Below are 15,611 nucleotides of genomic sequence, written 5' to 3'. Positions count from 1 at the left end.
CTCGTTCATTCGGTGGTGACCCGGCGGGCTTTCGCCGGCATCGCGATGTCACTGACCGCCACAAGGGCGATCCTGCGCGACGCCCGTGGCGGCTGCGGCTTGAGCATGTCGGCCAGGCTGACCGCGCGCAGCGCGTTGTCCAGCACGTTGTTGATCCGTTGCCAGCTGCCGCGCACGCCGCATTGCGACTCGCGATCGCAGTGGCCTTCGCCAGCGCTGCATTCGGTCATGCCGATCGGGCCTTCCAGCGCCTCGACGATCTCGGCCAGCGAGATCTCGCCGGCCGGGCGGGCCAGCCGGTAGCCGCCGTTGACGCCGCGAAACGACTCGACCAGCGCGGCATGGCCGAGCGCTTTGAGCAGCTTGCTTACCGTGGGCAGCTCCAGCCGCGTCTCGTCGGCGATCTGCACCGTGCTGAGCACGTCGGTCGGGTGCGCGGCGATGCAGGTCATCACCACGGTCGCGTAATCGGTCAGTCGGCTGACGCGGAGCATGGGGGGACGCTCTGGCTGGGCCATCGAATCGGGACTAAAATGGTACTGATTTGATGCGGTGCGGTCAATCCATGCCACGCACCAGCATCGTGCAATGCCTCCCGCCGATTGCCCGCAAGTCGTGCATGTGCTGCTCCACCACGCGATTCAGGCCCCCCACGCACTGCGCCAAGCCTTGTCCTGAAGTGCTGGCACGCATCGTGCTGCGATGCAATAGAACTCACCGACGCGGGAGCACGCCATGAAGTGGATCACGGCCGTCATCAAGCCGTTCACGCTGGACGATGTGCGCGAGGCGCTGGCCGAGGCCGGTGTACAGGGCATGACCGTGACCGAGGTGAAGGGCTTCGGCCGTCAGCACGGACATACCGAGCTGTATCGCGGTGCCGAGTACGTGGTGGACTTCCTGCCCAAGCTGAAGATCGAGATAGCCGTGGACGACGATCGCCTCGACCACGCGGTCGAGGCGATCGGCAGCGCAGCGCGCACCGGCAAGATCGGCGACGGCAAGATCTTCGTCAGCGAGCTCGAACAAGTCATCCGTATCCGCACGCAGGAGGTCGATGGCGATGCGCTTTGAGATGAGGCGGGGATCGGGGAATCCCGCAAGGGGACTTCCTGACGGTCGCAGGGAACGGGGAACGGGTGGGCTGCCCCAGGCGACGCGGTGGATTGCGCTGATTGTTGGTGGCGCGCCGTTGAGTGCGCTCGCTGCTGCGCCGGCAACACTCGACAGCGGCGACACCGCCTGGATGCTCACGGCGACCATGCTGGTGTTGCTGATGACGATACCGGGGCTGGCGCTGTTCTACGGCGGCATGGTGCGTGCCAAGAACCTGTTGTCGGTGCTGATGCAGTGCTTCGCGATCACCGCGCTGATCAGCGTGTTGTGGATGCTGTACGGCTACAGCGCGGCGTTCAGCACGGCCGGGATGCAGGCCGGCACGACCAACCTGCACTCGTTCGTGGGCGGGCTGGATCGCGCGCTGTTCGCGGGCATGACGCCGCATAGCCTCTACCAGCGCGTGCCGGAAAGCGTGTTCGCGATGTTCCAGCTGACCTTCGCCATCATCACGCCGGCCTTGATCGTGGGCGCGGTGGCCGAGCGCATGAAGTTCTCCGCATTGCTGGTGTTCACCGCCGCCTGGTTCACCGTGGTCTACCTGCCGATGGCGCACATGGTGTGGGGCGGCCCCGGTTCGTTCCTCGGCGATCTGGGCGTGCTCGACTTTGCCGGCGGCACCGTGGTGCACATCAACGCCGGCATCGCCGGGCTGGTCGCCTGCCTGGTGCTGGGCCGGCGACGCGGTTACCCGCATGTACCGATGCCGCCGCACAACCTCGGCTACACCCTGATCGGGGCCAGCATGCTGTGGCTGGGCTGGTTCGGTTTCAACGCCGGCTCGGCGGTGGCCGCGAACGGCAGTGCCGGCATGGCGATGCTGGTGACCCAGATCGCCACGGCCGCCGCCGCATTGAGCTGGATGGCGATCGAATGGATCATCCACCGCCGCGCCAGCGTGCTCGGCATCGCCTCCGGCGCGGTCGCCGGCCTGGTCGCGATCACCCCTGCCGCCGGCACCATCGGGCCGGGTGGCGCGCTGATCCTCGGCGTGATCGCGGGCGTGATCTGCTTCCTCGCCGCGACCCGGCTCAAGCATCGTTTCGGCTACGACGACAGCCTCGACGTGTTTGGCGTGCACGCCATCGCCGGCATCATCGGCGCCCTGCTGACCGGACCGTTCGCATCCGCCGCGCTGGGCGGCTTCGGCAACATCGAACATCCCCTGTTGCAACTGTGGATCCAGTGCAAGGGCGTTGGCTTTACCGTGCTGTGGAGCGGGCTGCTCAGCCTGCTGATCCTGAAGGCGATCGACTGGACCATCGGCCTGCGCGTGGATGAAGAACAGGAACAGGTCGGGCTGGATCTGGCCCTTCACGAGGAGCGCGCCTACAACCTGTCCTGAGCGGGCAGTGGATGGCGACACGGCAGCGGCCATATCGCCATCCACTTCATCGTCACGCTTCGCCGCGTCGCCGTGCCACGCGTTCCTCGATCCAGTCGTACAGCACCGGCAGCAGCACCAGCGTCAGCAGGGTCGAGGTAATCAGCCCGCCCACCACCACGGTGGCAAGCGGACGCTGGGTTTCCGCACCGACGCCGCTGGAGAGCAGCATCGGCACCAGGCCCAGGATCGCCACGCTCGCGGTCATCATCACGGGTCGCATGCGTAGTGCCGTGCCGCGGATCACTGCCTCCCGGACGGGCAGCCCTTTCTCACGCTGCTCGTTCAAGAAGCTCACCAGCACGATGCCGTTCAACATCGCCACGCCGAACACCGCGATAAAGCCGATCGCCGAAGGTACTGACAAGTATTGCCCGGTAATCGCCAAGCCCACGATGCCGCCGATGGTGGCAAACGGCACGTTGGCCAGGATCAGCGCGGCGTACTTCACCGAATTGAACGCGGTGTAAAGCAGCACGAAGATGAAGAAGATCGTCGCCGGCACGATCAATGACAACCGCTTCAACGCCCGCTGCTGGTTCTCGAACGCGCCGCCCCATTCGCTGTAATAGCTGGTCGGCAACTTCACCTGCTGGGCGATGGCGGCGTTGGCGTCCTTGACGAAACCGTCGATATCGCGCCCGCGCACGTCCATCTGGATCACTGCATAGCGCTGCAACTGCTCGCGGCGGATGAACGAATAACCTTCCGCATCGCTGACCTCAGCCACTTGCGACAGCTGCACCAAAGCACCACTGCCCGTTCGGATCGGAATGCGTTGGATCGCCGGCAAGGATGCCTTGTCAGCATCGTCCAGCCGCACTGCGATATCGAAGCGCTTCACGCCATCGAGCAGCGTGGTCACCGGCTCGCCGCCGATGCCGTTCTTCACCACCGTCAGCACGTCGTCGGCGTTCAGGCCGTAACGGGCCAGCGCATCGCGATCCACCTTGATGCGGATCTGCGGCTTGCCGATGTTTGCCTCCAGCGCGAGATCCGCCACACCGGGCACGCCGGCCAGCACGTTCTTGATGCGGCCACTGAGACGATCGAGCTCGCCCAGGTCATCGCCGTAGATCTTCAGCGCCAAGGTGGCCCGTACGCCGGAGATCAACTCCTCGATGCGCATCTGGATCGGTTGGGTATAGCTCACTACTGCGGTGGGCAATGCCGCCGACAATGCCTTCTGCATCGCTTCCTCGATGCTTTCCAGCGTCTCGCCCTTGCGCCATTGATCCTTCGGTTTCAGCGGCGTGTAGACCTCCATGTAGTTCACGTCCGCGGTCTCACCCTTCTCGGCACGGCCGATCATCGCCAGCGTGGTGTCCACCTCCGGAAACTTCTGCTTGATCAGCGCCGACACCTGTTTGGAGATGTTGATCGACTCATCCAGCGAGGTCGATGGAATCGAGGTGATGCGCCACATGATGGCGCCTTCCTTCAGATTGGGCATGAACTCCTTGCCGAGGAACGGGAACAGCGCCAGGCTGCCGATCAAGGCTCCGCCGGCGATGCCAAGGACGAGCTTGCGGCGGGCAAGCGCCCAGGCGAGCACCGTGGCGTAATGGCGCTTCAGGAACGCGACCAGCCAGGTGTCCTTCTCTTCCTTCGGCTTCAACACCAGCGCGGCGAGCACCGGTATCAAGGTCAGCGCGAGGATCAGCGAGCCAGCCATCGCGAAGCTGATGTTGAACGCCATCGGCTTGAACATCTTGCCTTCCAGCCCCTGCAGACTGAACAGAGGCAGGAACACCACGATGATGATCAGGATGGCGAACGCCATCGGGTTGGCCACCTCGCGCGCCGCGGCCAGCACCGCCGAGGTGCGATCCACCGGGCCACCATGTGCCTTGCGCTCGGCCATGATGCGGTAGGCGTTTTCGACCATCACCACGGCCCCATCCACCATCATGCCGATACCTATCGCCAGGCCCGCCAGCGACATCAAGTTGGCGGAAAGGCCCGCCTGATTCATGCAGATGAAGGCGATCAGCATCGCCAATGGCAACGCCACCACGACCACCAGCGCACTGCGGAACTCGCCCAGGAACAGGAACAGCACGAGCGCCACCAGGATCGAACCTTCCACCAGCGCACGCACCGCGGTGCTCACCGTCGCGTTGACCAGTTCGGTGCGCTCGTACACCGGCTTCACGACCACGCCCGGCGGCAAGGATTGCTTTACCGTGTCGAGCTTGGCCTTGACTGCATCGACCACACTCTTGGCGTTCTCGCCGATGCGTGCCAACGCCATGCCCAATACCACTTCCTTGCCGTCGCGCGTCACCGCACCGGTACGTGGTGCGCCCGCTTCGGTGATCGTGGCAACGTCACGCACGTAGACCGGCGTGCCATCCTCCGTTTTGAGGACGATGTTGCCCAGATCCGTGGCGTTCTGGATAAGCCCCAGTCCGCGCACCAGATACTGCTCACGCCCCACGTCGACGAAGTTGCCGCCGACCTGCGCGTTGTTCGCCTGCAGCGCCTCGATCACCTCCTTGAAGCCAAGCTTGTGCGCGATCAGTTTCATCGGGTCGATGCGTACCTGGAACTGCTTTTCCTGGCCGCCCCACGAGGTGACGTCATCGACACCGGGGGCGGTGCGCAGGATCAGGCGGATGGTCCAGTCCTGCAGCGTGCGCAGGTCCATGTCGTTCGGTGCCGCGCCCGCTGTTGCACCTTTCAAGGTGTTGTCGGCGGGCTCGACGGTGTACCAGAACACCTGACCGAGACCGGAGGTGTTCGGCCCCATCTCCGGTTTGCCATAACCTGCCGGCAAGCGATCACCCACTTGCTGCAGGCGCTCGTTGACCAGCTGGCGGGCGAAGTAGGTGTCCATGCTGTCGTCGAAATACACCGACACATACGACAAGCCGAACAGGCTCACCGAGCGGATCTGCTCCACTTTGGGCAAACCGGCGAGCGCCGACTCCACCGGCGTGGTGAGGAGTTGCTCCACATCTTCCGCCGCCAGCCCCGAGGCTTCGGTGTAGACATTGACCTGCACCGGCGTCACGTCCGGGAAGGCATCAATGGGCAGCTGACGCACGGCCTGGAAACCAAGGAACCCGATCACCACGAAAATGATCAGCACCAGCACCTTGTACCGCAGAGAGAATTCAACCAGACGTTCCAACATCATTCTTCTCCCAGCTGCGAGCGGAGTAGACGCGCCTTGAGCGCGAACGCACCCTTGCGCACGTAGCTGTCGCCGGCTTTGAGGCCCCGGGTGACCACCGTCCAACCATCTCGCGTGTCAGCGACCATGACGAACGCCGGCTCGAACTGGCCGTTGCCTCTGGCGAGGAACACGGTCGGCTGGTTCTGCAGCAGCACGATCGCTTCGGCGGGCACGGCCAATTTCCGTGCGCCAGCGCCGACGGCGATGCGTGCCTCGACAAACTCACCCGGGTGCAACAGATCCTTTCGATTGTCGACTTCGATGCGCACCGGTACCGTGCGCGTGCGCTCGTCGGTCTGATGCGAGCGCTGGACGACCTTGCCGGGAGTCACCGTGTCATGCACAAGGATGCGAGCGTCGGCGTCCGGCTTGACCCGCTCGGCGTCGTCCGGCGACATCTGGGCGACAACCCACACCGAATCTTCCTTGACCAGGGTGAACAGGGTCCGGCCGGGTTCCACCCGTTCACCCACCAAGAACTCGTCGGTGGTGACGCGGCCACCGGCCGGCGCGAGCAACTCGAAGCTGCCGTCGGCACCGGCCGATCCCTTGCGCAGTAGACCGCTGATCTGGCCGTCGGACAGGCCATAGGCGCGCAACTTGGCACGGGCCTGGTCGCGCTGCACCTTCGCTTCGTTGTAGCGCCGTGCCGATACCGCCTGCGGTCCCAGCGACGCGATCCGTTGCCAATCCTGTTCGGCCACGATCAGCGCACCCTGAGTTTCGGCTACTTGCACGCCGGAGAGCACGACCAACGGCTGGCCGGCCTTCACCACGTCACCGAGTTTGGCCTTGCGGGCGAGCACCTGGGATTCCACGCGCGGCGACACCAGCACGGTGGAATAGGCATCGGCTTTCACTTCGCCGGGGGCTTTCAGTTCGTCGGTCAAGGCGCGAGGGGCGACCTTGTCGAGCACGATGCCGGCGTCCTTGATCGCCTTGGCATCCAACGCAAGTGGATTGGCAGCTACCGGCTCTTGCGCCATGACGGAGCCGGCCAGCGCCGCCAACAACGCCATGCCCAACAGACTGCGCTTAAAAAGAGAGAGATTCATCGGGAGATTTCCTGATTGAGGCCGACCGGAGTGCGGCCATCGAGCCAGTCGGTCAGACGGTCCGCGGCGGCGAGGTAGTCGAACCAGGTCTGCCAGGTCTGGCTTTCCAGTGCCTGGCCGGACAACGCGGTGTCCAGGCTCTGTTTGAGTTGCACGAGGTAATCGGACGTGCTGATTTCGCCGGCGCGCCAGAGCTTCTCCAGCAGTGCGGTGCGGTCCTCGAAGGCGGCAGCGCGACCGCTGCGGAACGCCTCGGTGGCATGCCGCAAGGCGGCATAGCGGGCTTGCGCTTCCTGCAGCCCGGCGCGCAACACAAACTGGCGCGAACGCACGCGGGCGGCTGCCGCATCGGCCTCCGCCCGGGCGGCAGCCACTTCGGCACGACCGGTGTTGAGCACCGGCAACGGAATGGACACGCTCAGACCGATCACCTGATCGGTATGCGGCCCGCTGCGCACCTGTCCGCCGGTCAAACTCAGCGTAGGATCGGGGATACGTGCCCGACGGGCGACCTGTACACCGGCCTCGGCGCCCGTTTGCTGAGCACGGGATTGCCGCAGTTCGGGCAGCTCATCGACGGGCAACGGCGTGACACTGCCCGCCGCCGGTGACAGGCCGCGGGGCAACACTGGCAACGCGGCGAGTTGATCGCCGCTGATGGCCAGCAATGCCGCGCGGGCCGCCGCTTCATTGCCCGCGAGTGTGGCTTGTTGCACCTGCGCCTCACCGAGCGCCAGACCGGCCAGATCACGTTCCGGACTACTGATGTCGCCCACCTTCAGCCGCTGTGCGGCCAAATCATCGAAGCGTTGCATCAGGACAAGACGGCGCTGGCCCAGTTCGCTCTGTCGGGCGGCGAGTGCGGCCGTCGACCAGGCTTTCAACCAGCGTGCAGCGACGTCACGACGCAACAGGTTGTAGCCCGCCTCGGCAGCAAGCAACTCGGCCTCACCTTGACTGGCCCGGGCGCGGCGCTTGCCGGACAGATCCAGCGGCAGACTGATGCCGGCCGTGCGTCGATTGACGTCGGCGTTCTCCGCATCGAGCGAAAGCGACGGGTTGTACAGCGGCTGTGCGGCAGCACGCGCACGAGCACGGGCGGCGTCAAGATCCGCCCGCCCGGCTTGCACCTCGGGGCTGGCTTGCCAGATGCGACGCACCGCCTCTTGCAACGGGGACGATGCCAGCGATGCCGGTAGAGCAACGACCGGTAGGGACGGATGGGATACGGGTGCGGCACCGAGCATCGCCGCGCACAGCAGACACACGGCGCCGATGGGCACCGAACGTAGAACAGACATGAAGCGATCTCCTGAAAACGACCACGAGGTGACGGACCGCAAGGCGGCTTCGTCGCGGAACGGTGTGGTTTCAGGCGATGGGGGGGCGCAGCAACGAGCCGGTCTTTACCGGTACAAGGCCCAGAGAGAGACGGGAAGACTCCCTCGTCACGTCGAGGAGCGCGACGGAGAGCGTGATGCTGGTCGTCAAGGTCAGTGCATGTGCACAGGTGCAATGACAGCCACCCGCTTCACCCAGCAGGCATGCGTTGTCGTCAGGCGCAGCTGTGGTTGCCGAGTCCATGGTTGCGAGTGCGCTGGTAGCCGTTTGCGTATCGGCCAGCCGGGCTGCGGCGGGATCGTCACCCAGGCAGATCGAACCCATGACCAGCTTGATCAGCAGTACCGCGACAGCCAGCACCCACAGGCCGCGGTGGCGGCGCAGATGGGTCAGCAGTGGCGGTTTGGCATGAATCACTTGATTATCGTAAGCAATCATCGACGTGTTAGACAATTGCGTTGCCGACCGGGGCTATCCCATCAGTCGCGTAATATGCGCTCATGAAACTTGCGAATCCTGACCACACTCACGGCATCCTCCAGGCACTGGCTGCCGCTGCGCTGTTTGGCATCAGCACACCGCTCGCCAAGATATTGCTCGGCAGCATGCCGCCACTCTTGTTGGCAGGCTTGTTGTATGTCGGCTCGGGCATCGGACTGTCGTTGTGGATGCTGCTGCGCAAAGCACGCCACCAAGTAACCATCGAAGCGCCTTTGGTTCGTCGCGACATGCCATGGCTTGCCGGTGCGGTCCTGTCGGGTGGTGTGCTCGGGCCGATCCTTCTCATGGTGGGACTGACACGCACGCCGGCCTCGACCGCTTCGCTGCTGCTGAATTTGGAAGGGGTTCTAACCGCTGTGATCGCGTGGGTCGTGTTTCGCGAGAATGTGGATCGCCGAGTTTTGCTCGGCATGCTGGCGATCGTTGCCGGTAGCACGCTGCTTTCCTGGCAGCGTCAGCTGAGTACCGAAATTCCATGGAGTGCCTTGGCGATCGCCGGTGCCTGCCTGTGCTGGGCGATCGACAACAACCTGACCCGGCAGGTGGCCGGAGGCGACCCCATGCAAATCGCCGCAATCAAGGGAGGTGTGGCCGGCGCGATCAATGTGATCCTTGCACTTGTCATGGGTTACCGCTTTCCCGCCGCGCTCCCCTTGCTGGCCACGGGCGTGCTCGGCTTTGTCGGCTACGGTTTGAGCCTGCTGCTTTTCGTGCTCGCCTTGCGGAGTCTGGGCACCGCGCGAACCGGCGCCTATTTTTCCACGGCACCTTTTCTGGGCGCCGCACTCTCTCTGGCATTGTTTGCCGAACACGCCGACCTCACGTTCTGGCTGGCTGGCGCCCTGATGGCCATCGGTGTCTGGCTGCACGTAAGCGAGAGCCACGAGCATGAACATGCGCACCAGGCCCTGGCACACAATCATCGCCATCGCCACGATACCCATCACCAGCATACGCACGATTTCCCGTGGGACGGCGAGGAGCCGCACACCCATCCGCATGTACACGAACCCATGATCCACAGCCACCCGCATTACCCGGATCTGCATCACCGCCACGGGCACTGAGGACGACACGACATGAATCGGCAGCCGCACTGGGAAAGCGTCTACACGACCAAGGCCACCGATGCGGTCAGCTGGTACCGGCCGCACCTGGATAGGTCGCTCGCCCTGATCGAACAGGTCGCATCAGATCGCCATGCCGCCGTGCTCGATGTCGGTGGCGGTGCGTCGACCCTGGTCGACGATCTGCTCGCGCGCGGCTATCGCGATCTCAGTGTCCTCGATATTTCGGCGGAAGCTTTGAGCATTGCCCGAAATCGCCTCGGCGAGTCGGCGAATGCAGTGACTTGGCTCTCGGTCGATCTTATCGATGCACCGCTGCAAAAAGCGCGCTACGACCTGTGGCACGACCGCGCTGTCTTCCACTTTATGACCGAAGTCGATCAGCGCGTGAACTACGTGCGGCAGCTGACCCACGCGCTGAAGCCGGGCGGCCATGCCGTGCTCGCCACGTTCGGTCCGGACGGCCCGATGAAGTGCAGCGGACTGGATACGGTGCGCTACGACATCGAGGGGTTGATGCGTGCGCTCGGCGATGGTTTCGCGCTGATCGACAGCACGTTGGAACTTCATGCGACACCGTTCGGCAACACGCAGCAATTTCTTTATGCCCTGTTCCAGCGGGTGTCTGCCCATACCACCTGAGCGACAAGCTGATGGCGAACTGCGACGAATGCTGCGGAGCCGCGGCCACGTACCGCGCCGGTTCCCTTTCTACCGCCCGTGCGCCTCGCTAAGCTGGCGGCATGACTCACACCTCCGAACGCTGCACTGCCCGTCTCGCCTGGACCCGCCAGGTGCTCGCCGACTCCACCCTCATGCTCACGCCCGCCTCGACCGATGCCAGCTTCCGCAGCTACTGGCGCACGCAACACGACGGCCACAGCTGGATCGTGATGGATTCGCCGCCAGCGCTGGAAGATCCGCAGCCGTGGCTGGAGATCGGCGCGCGCCTGTCCGCTGCCGGCCTGCACGTGCCAGCGGTGCGCGCACACGATGTGGAACAGGGCTTCCTGCTGATCGAGGACCTCGGTTCGCAGTTGTATCTGCCGGCATTGAACGACGACACGGTCGATGCCTTGTACGGCGATGCGATGGACGCGCTGCTGCGCATGCAGCGCGACGTGGATGCGGCCGGCATGCAGCCCTACGACCACGCCTTCCTGCAGCGCGAACTGGAGATCATGCCGGAGTGGTTCCTGCGCCGGCACATCAACTACACGCCTGAATGCGAAGAGTGGGACGTGCTGGAGGTGGCGTTCACCACGCTGTTGCGCAACGCCCTGGCGCAACCACGCTGCTTCGTGCATCGCGATTACCACAGCCGCAACCTGCTGATCACGGCAGACAACAACCCTGGCATCATCGACTTCCAGGGTGCACTGCATGGTCCGATCGCCTATGACCTCGCCTCCCTGCTGCGCGACTGTTATATCGCGTGGGATCGCGCACGCGTCGAGGCCTGGGTCGAAACCTACCGACTGCGCCTGCAGGCTGCCGGACTGATAGTCGCGGACGTCGACCGCCAACGCTTCCTGCGCTGGTTCGACCTGATCGGCCTGCAGCGCCACATCAAGGTGCTCGGGATCTTCTGCCGGTTGTGCTATCGCGATGGCAAGCAGGGGTATCTCGACGATCTGCCACGTGTCTACGACTACGTGATCGAGGTGGCCGGCCGCTATCCCGAACTGGCCGATTTCGTGGCACTGTTGCGACGCTGCGTCGGCGGCCGCGACCTGCGCTTGCCGATGGCCGCATGAAGCACGCACTGATCTTCGCTGCCGGCCTTGGCGAACGCATGCGTCCGCTGACCGACCACACCCCCAAACCGCTGCTGCCGGTCGGCGGCAAACCGTTGATCGTCTGGCATCTCGAAAAACTGGCGGCGGCCGGAGTGCATTACGTGGTGATCAATACCTCGCACCTGGCCGAACAGTTTCCCGACATGCTGGGCGACGGTTCGCGCTGGGGTTTGCGCATTCGCTATGCCTATGAAGGCAGCACGCCGCTGGAGACCGGCGGCGGCATGCTGAACGCGCTGCCGCTGCTCGGGCACGAGCCGTTCCTCGTGGTGAGCGGCGACGTATGGTGCGACGCGGATTTCGCCACCCTGCCCGCCGCGCCCGAAGCTGTCGCGCACCTGCTGATGGTCGACAACCCGGCGCATCACCCGAACGGCGATTTCCGGCTGGACGAGCAGGGTCGACTGCACGATGACGGCGGCCCACGGCTCACCTACAGCGGTATCGGCGTGTTTCGCCGCGAGCTGCTGGACGGCTGGTTCGAGGTAGTCGGCGACGCACCGGGCGCCGACGCGAAACCGCCGCGATTCAAGTTGCGGCCGTTGCTGGAGACGGCGATGGCGTACGGAAGGGTCGGTGGCTCGCATCATCGCGGCGCATGGACCGACGTCGGTACGCCGGCGCGATTGGCGCAGCTGGAATCCGCACTGGGCACATAGCATCGCGCGCCGCAGATCCTGTGGGAGTGGCTTCAGCCGCGATGCTTTGCTGGCAGCTTGAAAAGGCATCGCGGCTGAAGCCGCTCCCACAAAAAAACGGCCCGGTACAAGCCGGGCCGTTTTCGACAAGGCAGGCTTACGGACGGCGCGCCAGCTCCGGGTTTTCCTTGGTGACCGGCATCAGGTCCTTCTTCGATACGCCCAGCCACAGCAGGATCGGACTGGCGACGAAGATGGAGGACAGCGTGCCGACCACGATGCCGATCAGCATGGTCACGGCGAAGCCGTGCACGGCAGGGCCACCGAAGAAATACAACGCGCCCATGGTGATCGCCGTGAACAGCGAGGTGATGATGGTTCGCGACAGCGTGTTGTTGATCGAGCGGTTGAGGATCTCTTCCGGCTCGGCCTTGCGCGCGAGACGGAACAACTCGCGGATGCGGTCGAACACCACCACCTTGTCGTTGATGGAGTAACCGATCACCGCCAGCACCGAGGCCAGCACGGTCATGTCGAACTCGCGCTGCGCCAGCGCCAGGATGCCCAGGGTCACCAGTACGTCATGGATTTCGGTGGCCACGGCGGCGATCGCGAAGCGGCGCTCGAAGCGTATCCACAGGTAAGCCATGATGCCCAGGATCACGAACACGGCAGCGACGGTGCCGTCGCTCTTCAGTTCCGCACCGACTTCCGCGGTGACCAGTTCGCGACTCTTCAGCTTGGCGTCTTTACGCGCCACATGCAGCGTCTTCAGCACGTCGGCGGAAATGAGGTCGAGATTGACCTTGCCGCTGGCGTCGACCGCTTTCTTGTCGTCCTTCGGCTGCATGCGGATCGACACCTCGCGGGTGCCGCCAAGGCTTTGCACCATCGCATGGTCGAAACCACCCTTCTCCAGCGCGGTACGCACGTCGGAGATTTCCACCGACTGGTCGTAGTCGATCACCATCGAAACGCCGCCGGTGAAATCGAGCGCGTAGTTCAGCCCCCTGGTCACGATCAATCCGATCGAGGCGACCATCAGGAAGATGGCGATGGCAATGCTGAACTTGCGCATGCCAAGGAAGTTGATGTTGCTGTCGTGATTGAAGATTTCCATGGTGGTTCCTTAGACCGACAGCGTCTTGAGCTTGCGGTGGCCGTGGATCAGCGCGGTGAACGCGTGGGTCAGCGTCACCGAGGTGAACAGCGAGGTCAGGATGCCGATCATCAGCGTCACGCCGAAGCCCTTGATCGCGCCGGTACCCATCGTGGTCAGCGCCAGGGCGGCGATCAGATGGGTGACGTTGGCGTCCAGGATGGTCGACCAGGCCTTCTCGTAACCGGCGCGGATCGATGCATGCGGGCTTGAACCGTTGCGCAGTTCCTCACGCACGCGCTCGCAGATCAGCACGTTGGCGTCGATCGCCATGCCCAGCGTCAGCACGATGCCGGCCACGCCCGGCATGGTCAGGGTGACCCCGATCAGCGACATCACCGCCACCAGGATCACCAGGTTGAAGAACAACGCGATATCGGCGACCAGGCCGAACAGCTTGTAGTAGATCGCCGCTGCCAGCAGCACCAGGGCCAGGCCCAGCAGCACCGCCTTGAAGCCTTTGTCGATATTGTCCTGACCGAGGCTCGCGCCGATCACGCTTTCCTCGACGACGTCCATCGGCGCCGCCAGTGCGCCGCCCTTGAGCAGCAGGGCCAGGTCGGAAGCTTCCTTCGGGCTCCCCAGGCCGGTGGTCTGGAACTGCTTGCTGAAGGGACTGGCGATCGAGGCGTCGTTGATCACCGTCTCGGTGACTTTCGGGACGCGCACTTCCTTGCCGTCGACGATCTTGGTCTCGTAGACCTGCTCGACATACACCACCGCCATCGGCTTGCCGACGTTGGCGTTGGTGAAGTCGCCCATCTTCTTGGCGCCGGCGGCATTCAGGGTAACGTCGACCTTCGGCGTGCCGCTCTGCTGGTCGATGCCGGACGAGGCGTCCACCAGCTGGTTGCCGGTCACGATGATGCGCTTGCTCACCAGCACCGGCAGATGGCTGCCACGCATGTAGTAGAGGTTGGCGTCGGGCGGGATGTTGCCGGTGCGCGCCGCTTCCTGTGCCTGTGCATCGCCGGCCTGGCCGATGCCGGGACGGTATTGCAGCGTGGCAACGGCGCCGATCAGTTTCTTCGCCTCGGTCGGATCCTGCACGCCGGCCAGTTCGACCACGATGCGGCTCTCGCCCTGCTGCTGGATCAACGGCTCGGACACGCCCAGCGCGTTGATGCGGTTGCGCAGCGTGCCGAGGTTCTGGGTGATCGCGCTGCGCGCCAGTTCGCGCAACTTCTCCGGCTTGATCGTGACGTTCAGGGTAAACCGGTCGCCCGTGCTGGGGCCGGTCGCCACGTTGAGATCGGTGTATTCGTTGGCGATCGCGTCGGCCGATTTCGATCGGTCGTCTTCCGAGCGCAGGATCACCGTGATGCCCTGGCCGCGCACGGTATTGCGCACAACCGACTCGTAGTGAATGTTGTGCTGCCGCAGCAGCGTGCGGATATCGTCCGCATAGCTGTTTTCCTGCTTGTCGATCGCGTCGCCCTGATCGACCTGCATGAGGAAGTGCACGCCACCCTGCAGATCCAGGCCCAGCGGCATCGAGCGTGCGCCGATCGCCTGCAGCCAGCCGGGCACATTGGACTGCAGCTTGAACGCCACGGTGTAGCCGTCGCCGAGCGCCGCCTTGATCACGTCGGAGCCGCTTTTCTGCACGTCGGAGTTGGGGAATGTCGCCAGCAGATGATCGCCATCCACCACCACGTCGGTGACGGCGATGTGCTTGCTGGCCAACGCCGCAGTGACTTTCTGCTGCACGGACTGATCGATCGGCGGAGCGTCGCGATTGGCCGTGACCTGCACCGCCAGCAACGGCGGGAATGCGTTCGGCAAGGCGTAGATGATGCCGAACAGCATCACCAACGCGACCAGCGCGTACTTCCAGCGGGGAAAATCACTCATGCCTTGCACCCGTCAAAGCCACGGCAAGACGCCGTGGCGATAGCAACAATCAAGAAATAGCCGTGTTGAAGACAGCCGCCGCGACCGGCCCGCTGCCTCGAACCCGTCCTCAAGCGGACTTCAGCGAGCCCTTGGGCAACACCTGCTGGACCGATCCCTTCTGCACCTTGACCTTCACGCCGGCCGCGATCTCGACCGTGATGAATGTCTCGCCCACTTCCTCCACGCGTCCGGCGATGCCGCCGTTGGTGACGACCTCATCGCCCTTGGACAAGCCGGCGATGAGCGCGCGATGCTCCTTCTGCCGCTTCATCTGCGGGCGGATCATCATGAAATACATCAGGCCGAACAGCACCGCCATCATGATGATCATGGACATGCCGCCGCCGGCAGGCTGGGCGGCCGCCTGGGCGATCACGGGAGAGATCGGAAGACTCATCGTTTTTGTCTCGCAAGTTATGGCGCAGCCGGCGATTTCAGCTGAACGCCTGATAAAAGATTCTCGATTATGCCATG

The 15,611-nt window shown here is 64.2% G+C and carries 14 protein-coding genes; 6 read left to right on the top strand and 8 right to left on the bottom strand.

Annotation, left to right across the window (positions count from 1 at the left end; genetic code table 11):
• Positions 1-5 precede the first annotated feature (5 nt).
• Positions 6-494 (bottom strand): SUF system Fe-S cluster assembly regulator, encoded by a 489-nt coding sequence (locus tag CIW53_RS08535; protein ID WP_149364295.1) that lies wholly within the window; start codon positions 492-494, stop codon positions 6-8.
• Positions 495-735: 241 nt separating this feature from the next.
• Between CIW53_RS08535 and CIW53_RS08530 the strand changes: the two genes are divergently transcribed.
• A complete protein-coding gene (locus tag CIW53_RS08530) occupies positions 736-1,074 on the top strand; it encodes a P-II family nitrogen regulator (RefSeq protein WP_149364294.1) in 339 nt (112 codons plus the stop codon).
• Positions 1,075-1,192: 118 nt separating this feature from the next.
• On the top strand, positions 1,193-2,461 hold the full coding sequence (locus tag CIW53_RS08525) for an ammonium transporter (RefSeq protein WP_242451831.1): 1,269 nt from the start codon (positions 1,193-1,195) through the stop codon (positions 2,459-2,461).
• Positions 2,462-2,513: 52 nt separating this feature from the next.
• On the opposite strand, the gene CIW53_RS08520 is transcribed toward CIW53_RS08525, so the two are convergent.
• The 4 genes from CIW53_RS08520 to CIW53_RS08505 all read right to left on the bottom strand — a co-directional run bounded on the left by CIW53_RS08520 (position 2,514) and on the right by CIW53_RS08505 (position 8,515).
• Complete coding sequence (locus CIW53_RS08520; RefSeq protein WP_149364293.1) at positions 2,514-5,639, bottom strand: CusA/CzcA family heavy metal efflux RND transporter; 3,126 nt, start codon at positions 5,637-5,639, stop codon at positions 2,514-2,516.
• Positions 5,639-6,736, bottom strand: coding sequence for an efflux RND transporter periplasmic adaptor subunit (locus tag CIW53_RS08515; RefSeq protein ID WP_149364292.1), 1,098 nt, complete (start codon positions 6,734-6,736; stop codon positions 5,639-5,641). Before CIW53_RS08515 ends, CIW53_RS08520 begins: the two co-directional genes overlap by 1 nt.
• Positions 6,733-7,896 carry a TolC family protein gene (locus CIW53_RS08510; RefSeq protein WP_242451844.1) on the bottom strand — a complete coding sequence of 388 codons (1,164 nt, stop codon included), beginning with the start codon at positions 7,894-7,896 and terminating at the stop codon, positions 6,733-6,735. Before CIW53_RS08510 ends, CIW53_RS08515 begins: the two co-directional genes overlap by 4 nt.
• Positions 7,897-8,107: 211 nt before the next feature.
• The gene (locus CIW53_RS08505; RefSeq protein WP_242451830.1) at positions 8,108-8,515 is read right to left on the bottom strand and encodes a hypothetical protein; all 408 of its coding nucleotides are present in this window, start codon (positions 8,513-8,515) and stop codon (positions 8,108-8,110) included.
• A gap of 62 nt (positions 8,516-8,577) precedes the next feature.
• On the opposite strand from CIW53_RS08505, the gene CIW53_RS08500 reads away from it, so the two are divergent.
• The 4 genes from CIW53_RS08500 to murU all read left to right on the top strand — a co-directional run bounded on the left by CIW53_RS08500 (position 8,578) and on the right by murU (position 12,103).
• Entirely contained in the window at positions 8,578-9,645 is a 1,068-nt protein-coding gene (locus CIW53_RS08500) for a DMT family transporter (RefSeq protein ID WP_149364291.1), read from the top strand.
• Positions 9,646-9,657: 12 nt separating this feature from the next.
• On the top strand, positions 9,658-10,287 hold the full coding sequence (locus tag CIW53_RS08495; protein WP_149364290.1) for a class I SAM-dependent methyltransferase: 630 nt from the start codon (positions 9,658-9,660) through the stop codon (positions 10,285-10,287).
• A gap of 101 nt (positions 10,288-10,388) precedes the next feature.
• Entirely contained in the window at positions 10,389-11,402 is a 1,014-nt protein-coding gene (locus tag CIW53_RS08490; RefSeq protein ID WP_149364289.1) for a phosphotransferase, read from the top strand.
• On the top strand, positions 11,399-12,103 hold the full coding sequence (murU, locus tag CIW53_RS08485) for an N-acetylmuramate alpha-1-phosphate uridylyltransferase MurU (RefSeq protein WP_149364288.1): 705 nt from the start codon (positions 11,399-11,401) through the stop codon (positions 12,101-12,103). The genes CIW53_RS08490 and murU overlap by 4 nt, the downstream gene beginning before the upstream one ends.
• Positions 12,104-12,239: 136 nt before the next feature.
• Here the strand turns inward: murU and secF are convergent, their stop codons facing one another.
• The 3 genes from secF to yajC all read right to left on the bottom strand — a co-directional run bounded on the left by secF (position 12,240) and on the right by yajC (position 15,534).
• Positions 12,240-13,202, bottom strand: coding sequence for a protein translocase subunit SecF (gene secF / locus CIW53_RS08480; RefSeq protein ID WP_149364287.1), 963 nt, complete (start codon positions 13,200-13,202; stop codon positions 12,240-12,242).
• A gap of 9 nt (positions 13,203-13,211) precedes the next feature.
• On the bottom strand, positions 13,212-15,095 hold the full coding sequence (gene secD / locus CIW53_RS08475; protein WP_149364286.1) for a protein translocase subunit SecD: 1,884 nt from the start codon (positions 15,093-15,095) through the stop codon (positions 13,212-13,214).
• Positions 15,096-15,204: 109 nt separating this feature from the next.
• A complete protein-coding gene (yajC, locus tag CIW53_RS08470; protein ID WP_149364285.1) occupies positions 15,205-15,534 on the bottom strand; it encodes a preprotein translocase subunit YajC in 330 nt (109 codons plus the stop codon).
• Positions 15,535-15,611 lie beyond the last annotated feature (77 nt).

Source organism: Rhodanobacter sp. T12-5 (genome assembly GCF_008329435.1).
Lineage (GTDB): Bacteria > Pseudomonadota > Gammaproteobacteria > Xanthomonadales > Rhodanobacteraceae > Rhodanobacter.
This window is presented reverse-complemented; position numbering and strand designations above follow the sequence as displayed.

Bases quoted from the DNA above. Each gene is read 5' to 3' on its own strand.
- CIW53_RS08535 (WP_149364295.1), bottom strand. From the start codon at position 494: ATGCTCCGCGTCAGCCGACTGACCGATTACGCGACCGTGGTGATGACC.
- CIW53_RS08530 (WP_149364294.1), top strand. From the start codon at position 736: ATGAAGTGGATCACGGCCGTCATCAAGCCGTTCACGCTGGACGATGTG.
- CIW53_RS08520 (WP_149364293.1), bottom strand. From the start codon at position 5,639: ATGTTGGAACGTCTGGTTGAATTCTCTCTGCGGTACAAGGTGCTGGTG.
- CIW53_RS08515 (WP_149364292.1), bottom strand. From the start codon at position 6,736: ATGAATCTCTCTCTTTTTAAGCGCAGTCTGTTGGGCATGGCGTTGTTG.
- CIW53_RS08505 (WP_242451830.1), bottom strand. From the start codon at position 8,515: ATGATTGCTTACGATAATCAAGTGATTCATGCCAAACCGCCACTGCTG.
- CIW53_RS08500 (WP_149364291.1), top strand. From the start codon at position 8,578: ATGAAACTTGCGAATCCTGACCACACTCACGGCATCCTCCAGGCACTG.
- CIW53_RS08495 (WP_149364290.1), top strand. From the start codon at position 9,658: ATGAATCGGCAGCCGCACTGGGAAAGCGTCTACACGACCAAGGCCACC.
- CIW53_RS08490 (WP_149364289.1), top strand. From the start codon at position 10,389: ATGACTCACACCTCCGAACGCTGCACTGCCCGTCTCGCCTGGACCCGC.
- murU (WP_149364288.1), top strand. From the start codon at position 11,399: ATGAAGCACGCACTGATCTTCGCTGCCGGCCTTGGCGAACGCATGCGT.
- secF (WP_149364287.1), bottom strand. From the start codon at position 13,202: ATGGAAATCTTCAATCACGACAGCAACATCAACTTCCTTGGCATGCGC.
- secD (WP_149364286.1), bottom strand. From the start codon at position 15,095: ATGAGTGATTTTCCCCGCTGGAAGTACGCGCTGGTCGCGTTGGTGATG.
- yajC (WP_149364285.1), bottom strand. From the start codon at position 15,534: ATGAGTCTTCCGATCTCTCCCGTGATCGCCCAGGCGGCCGCCCAGCCT.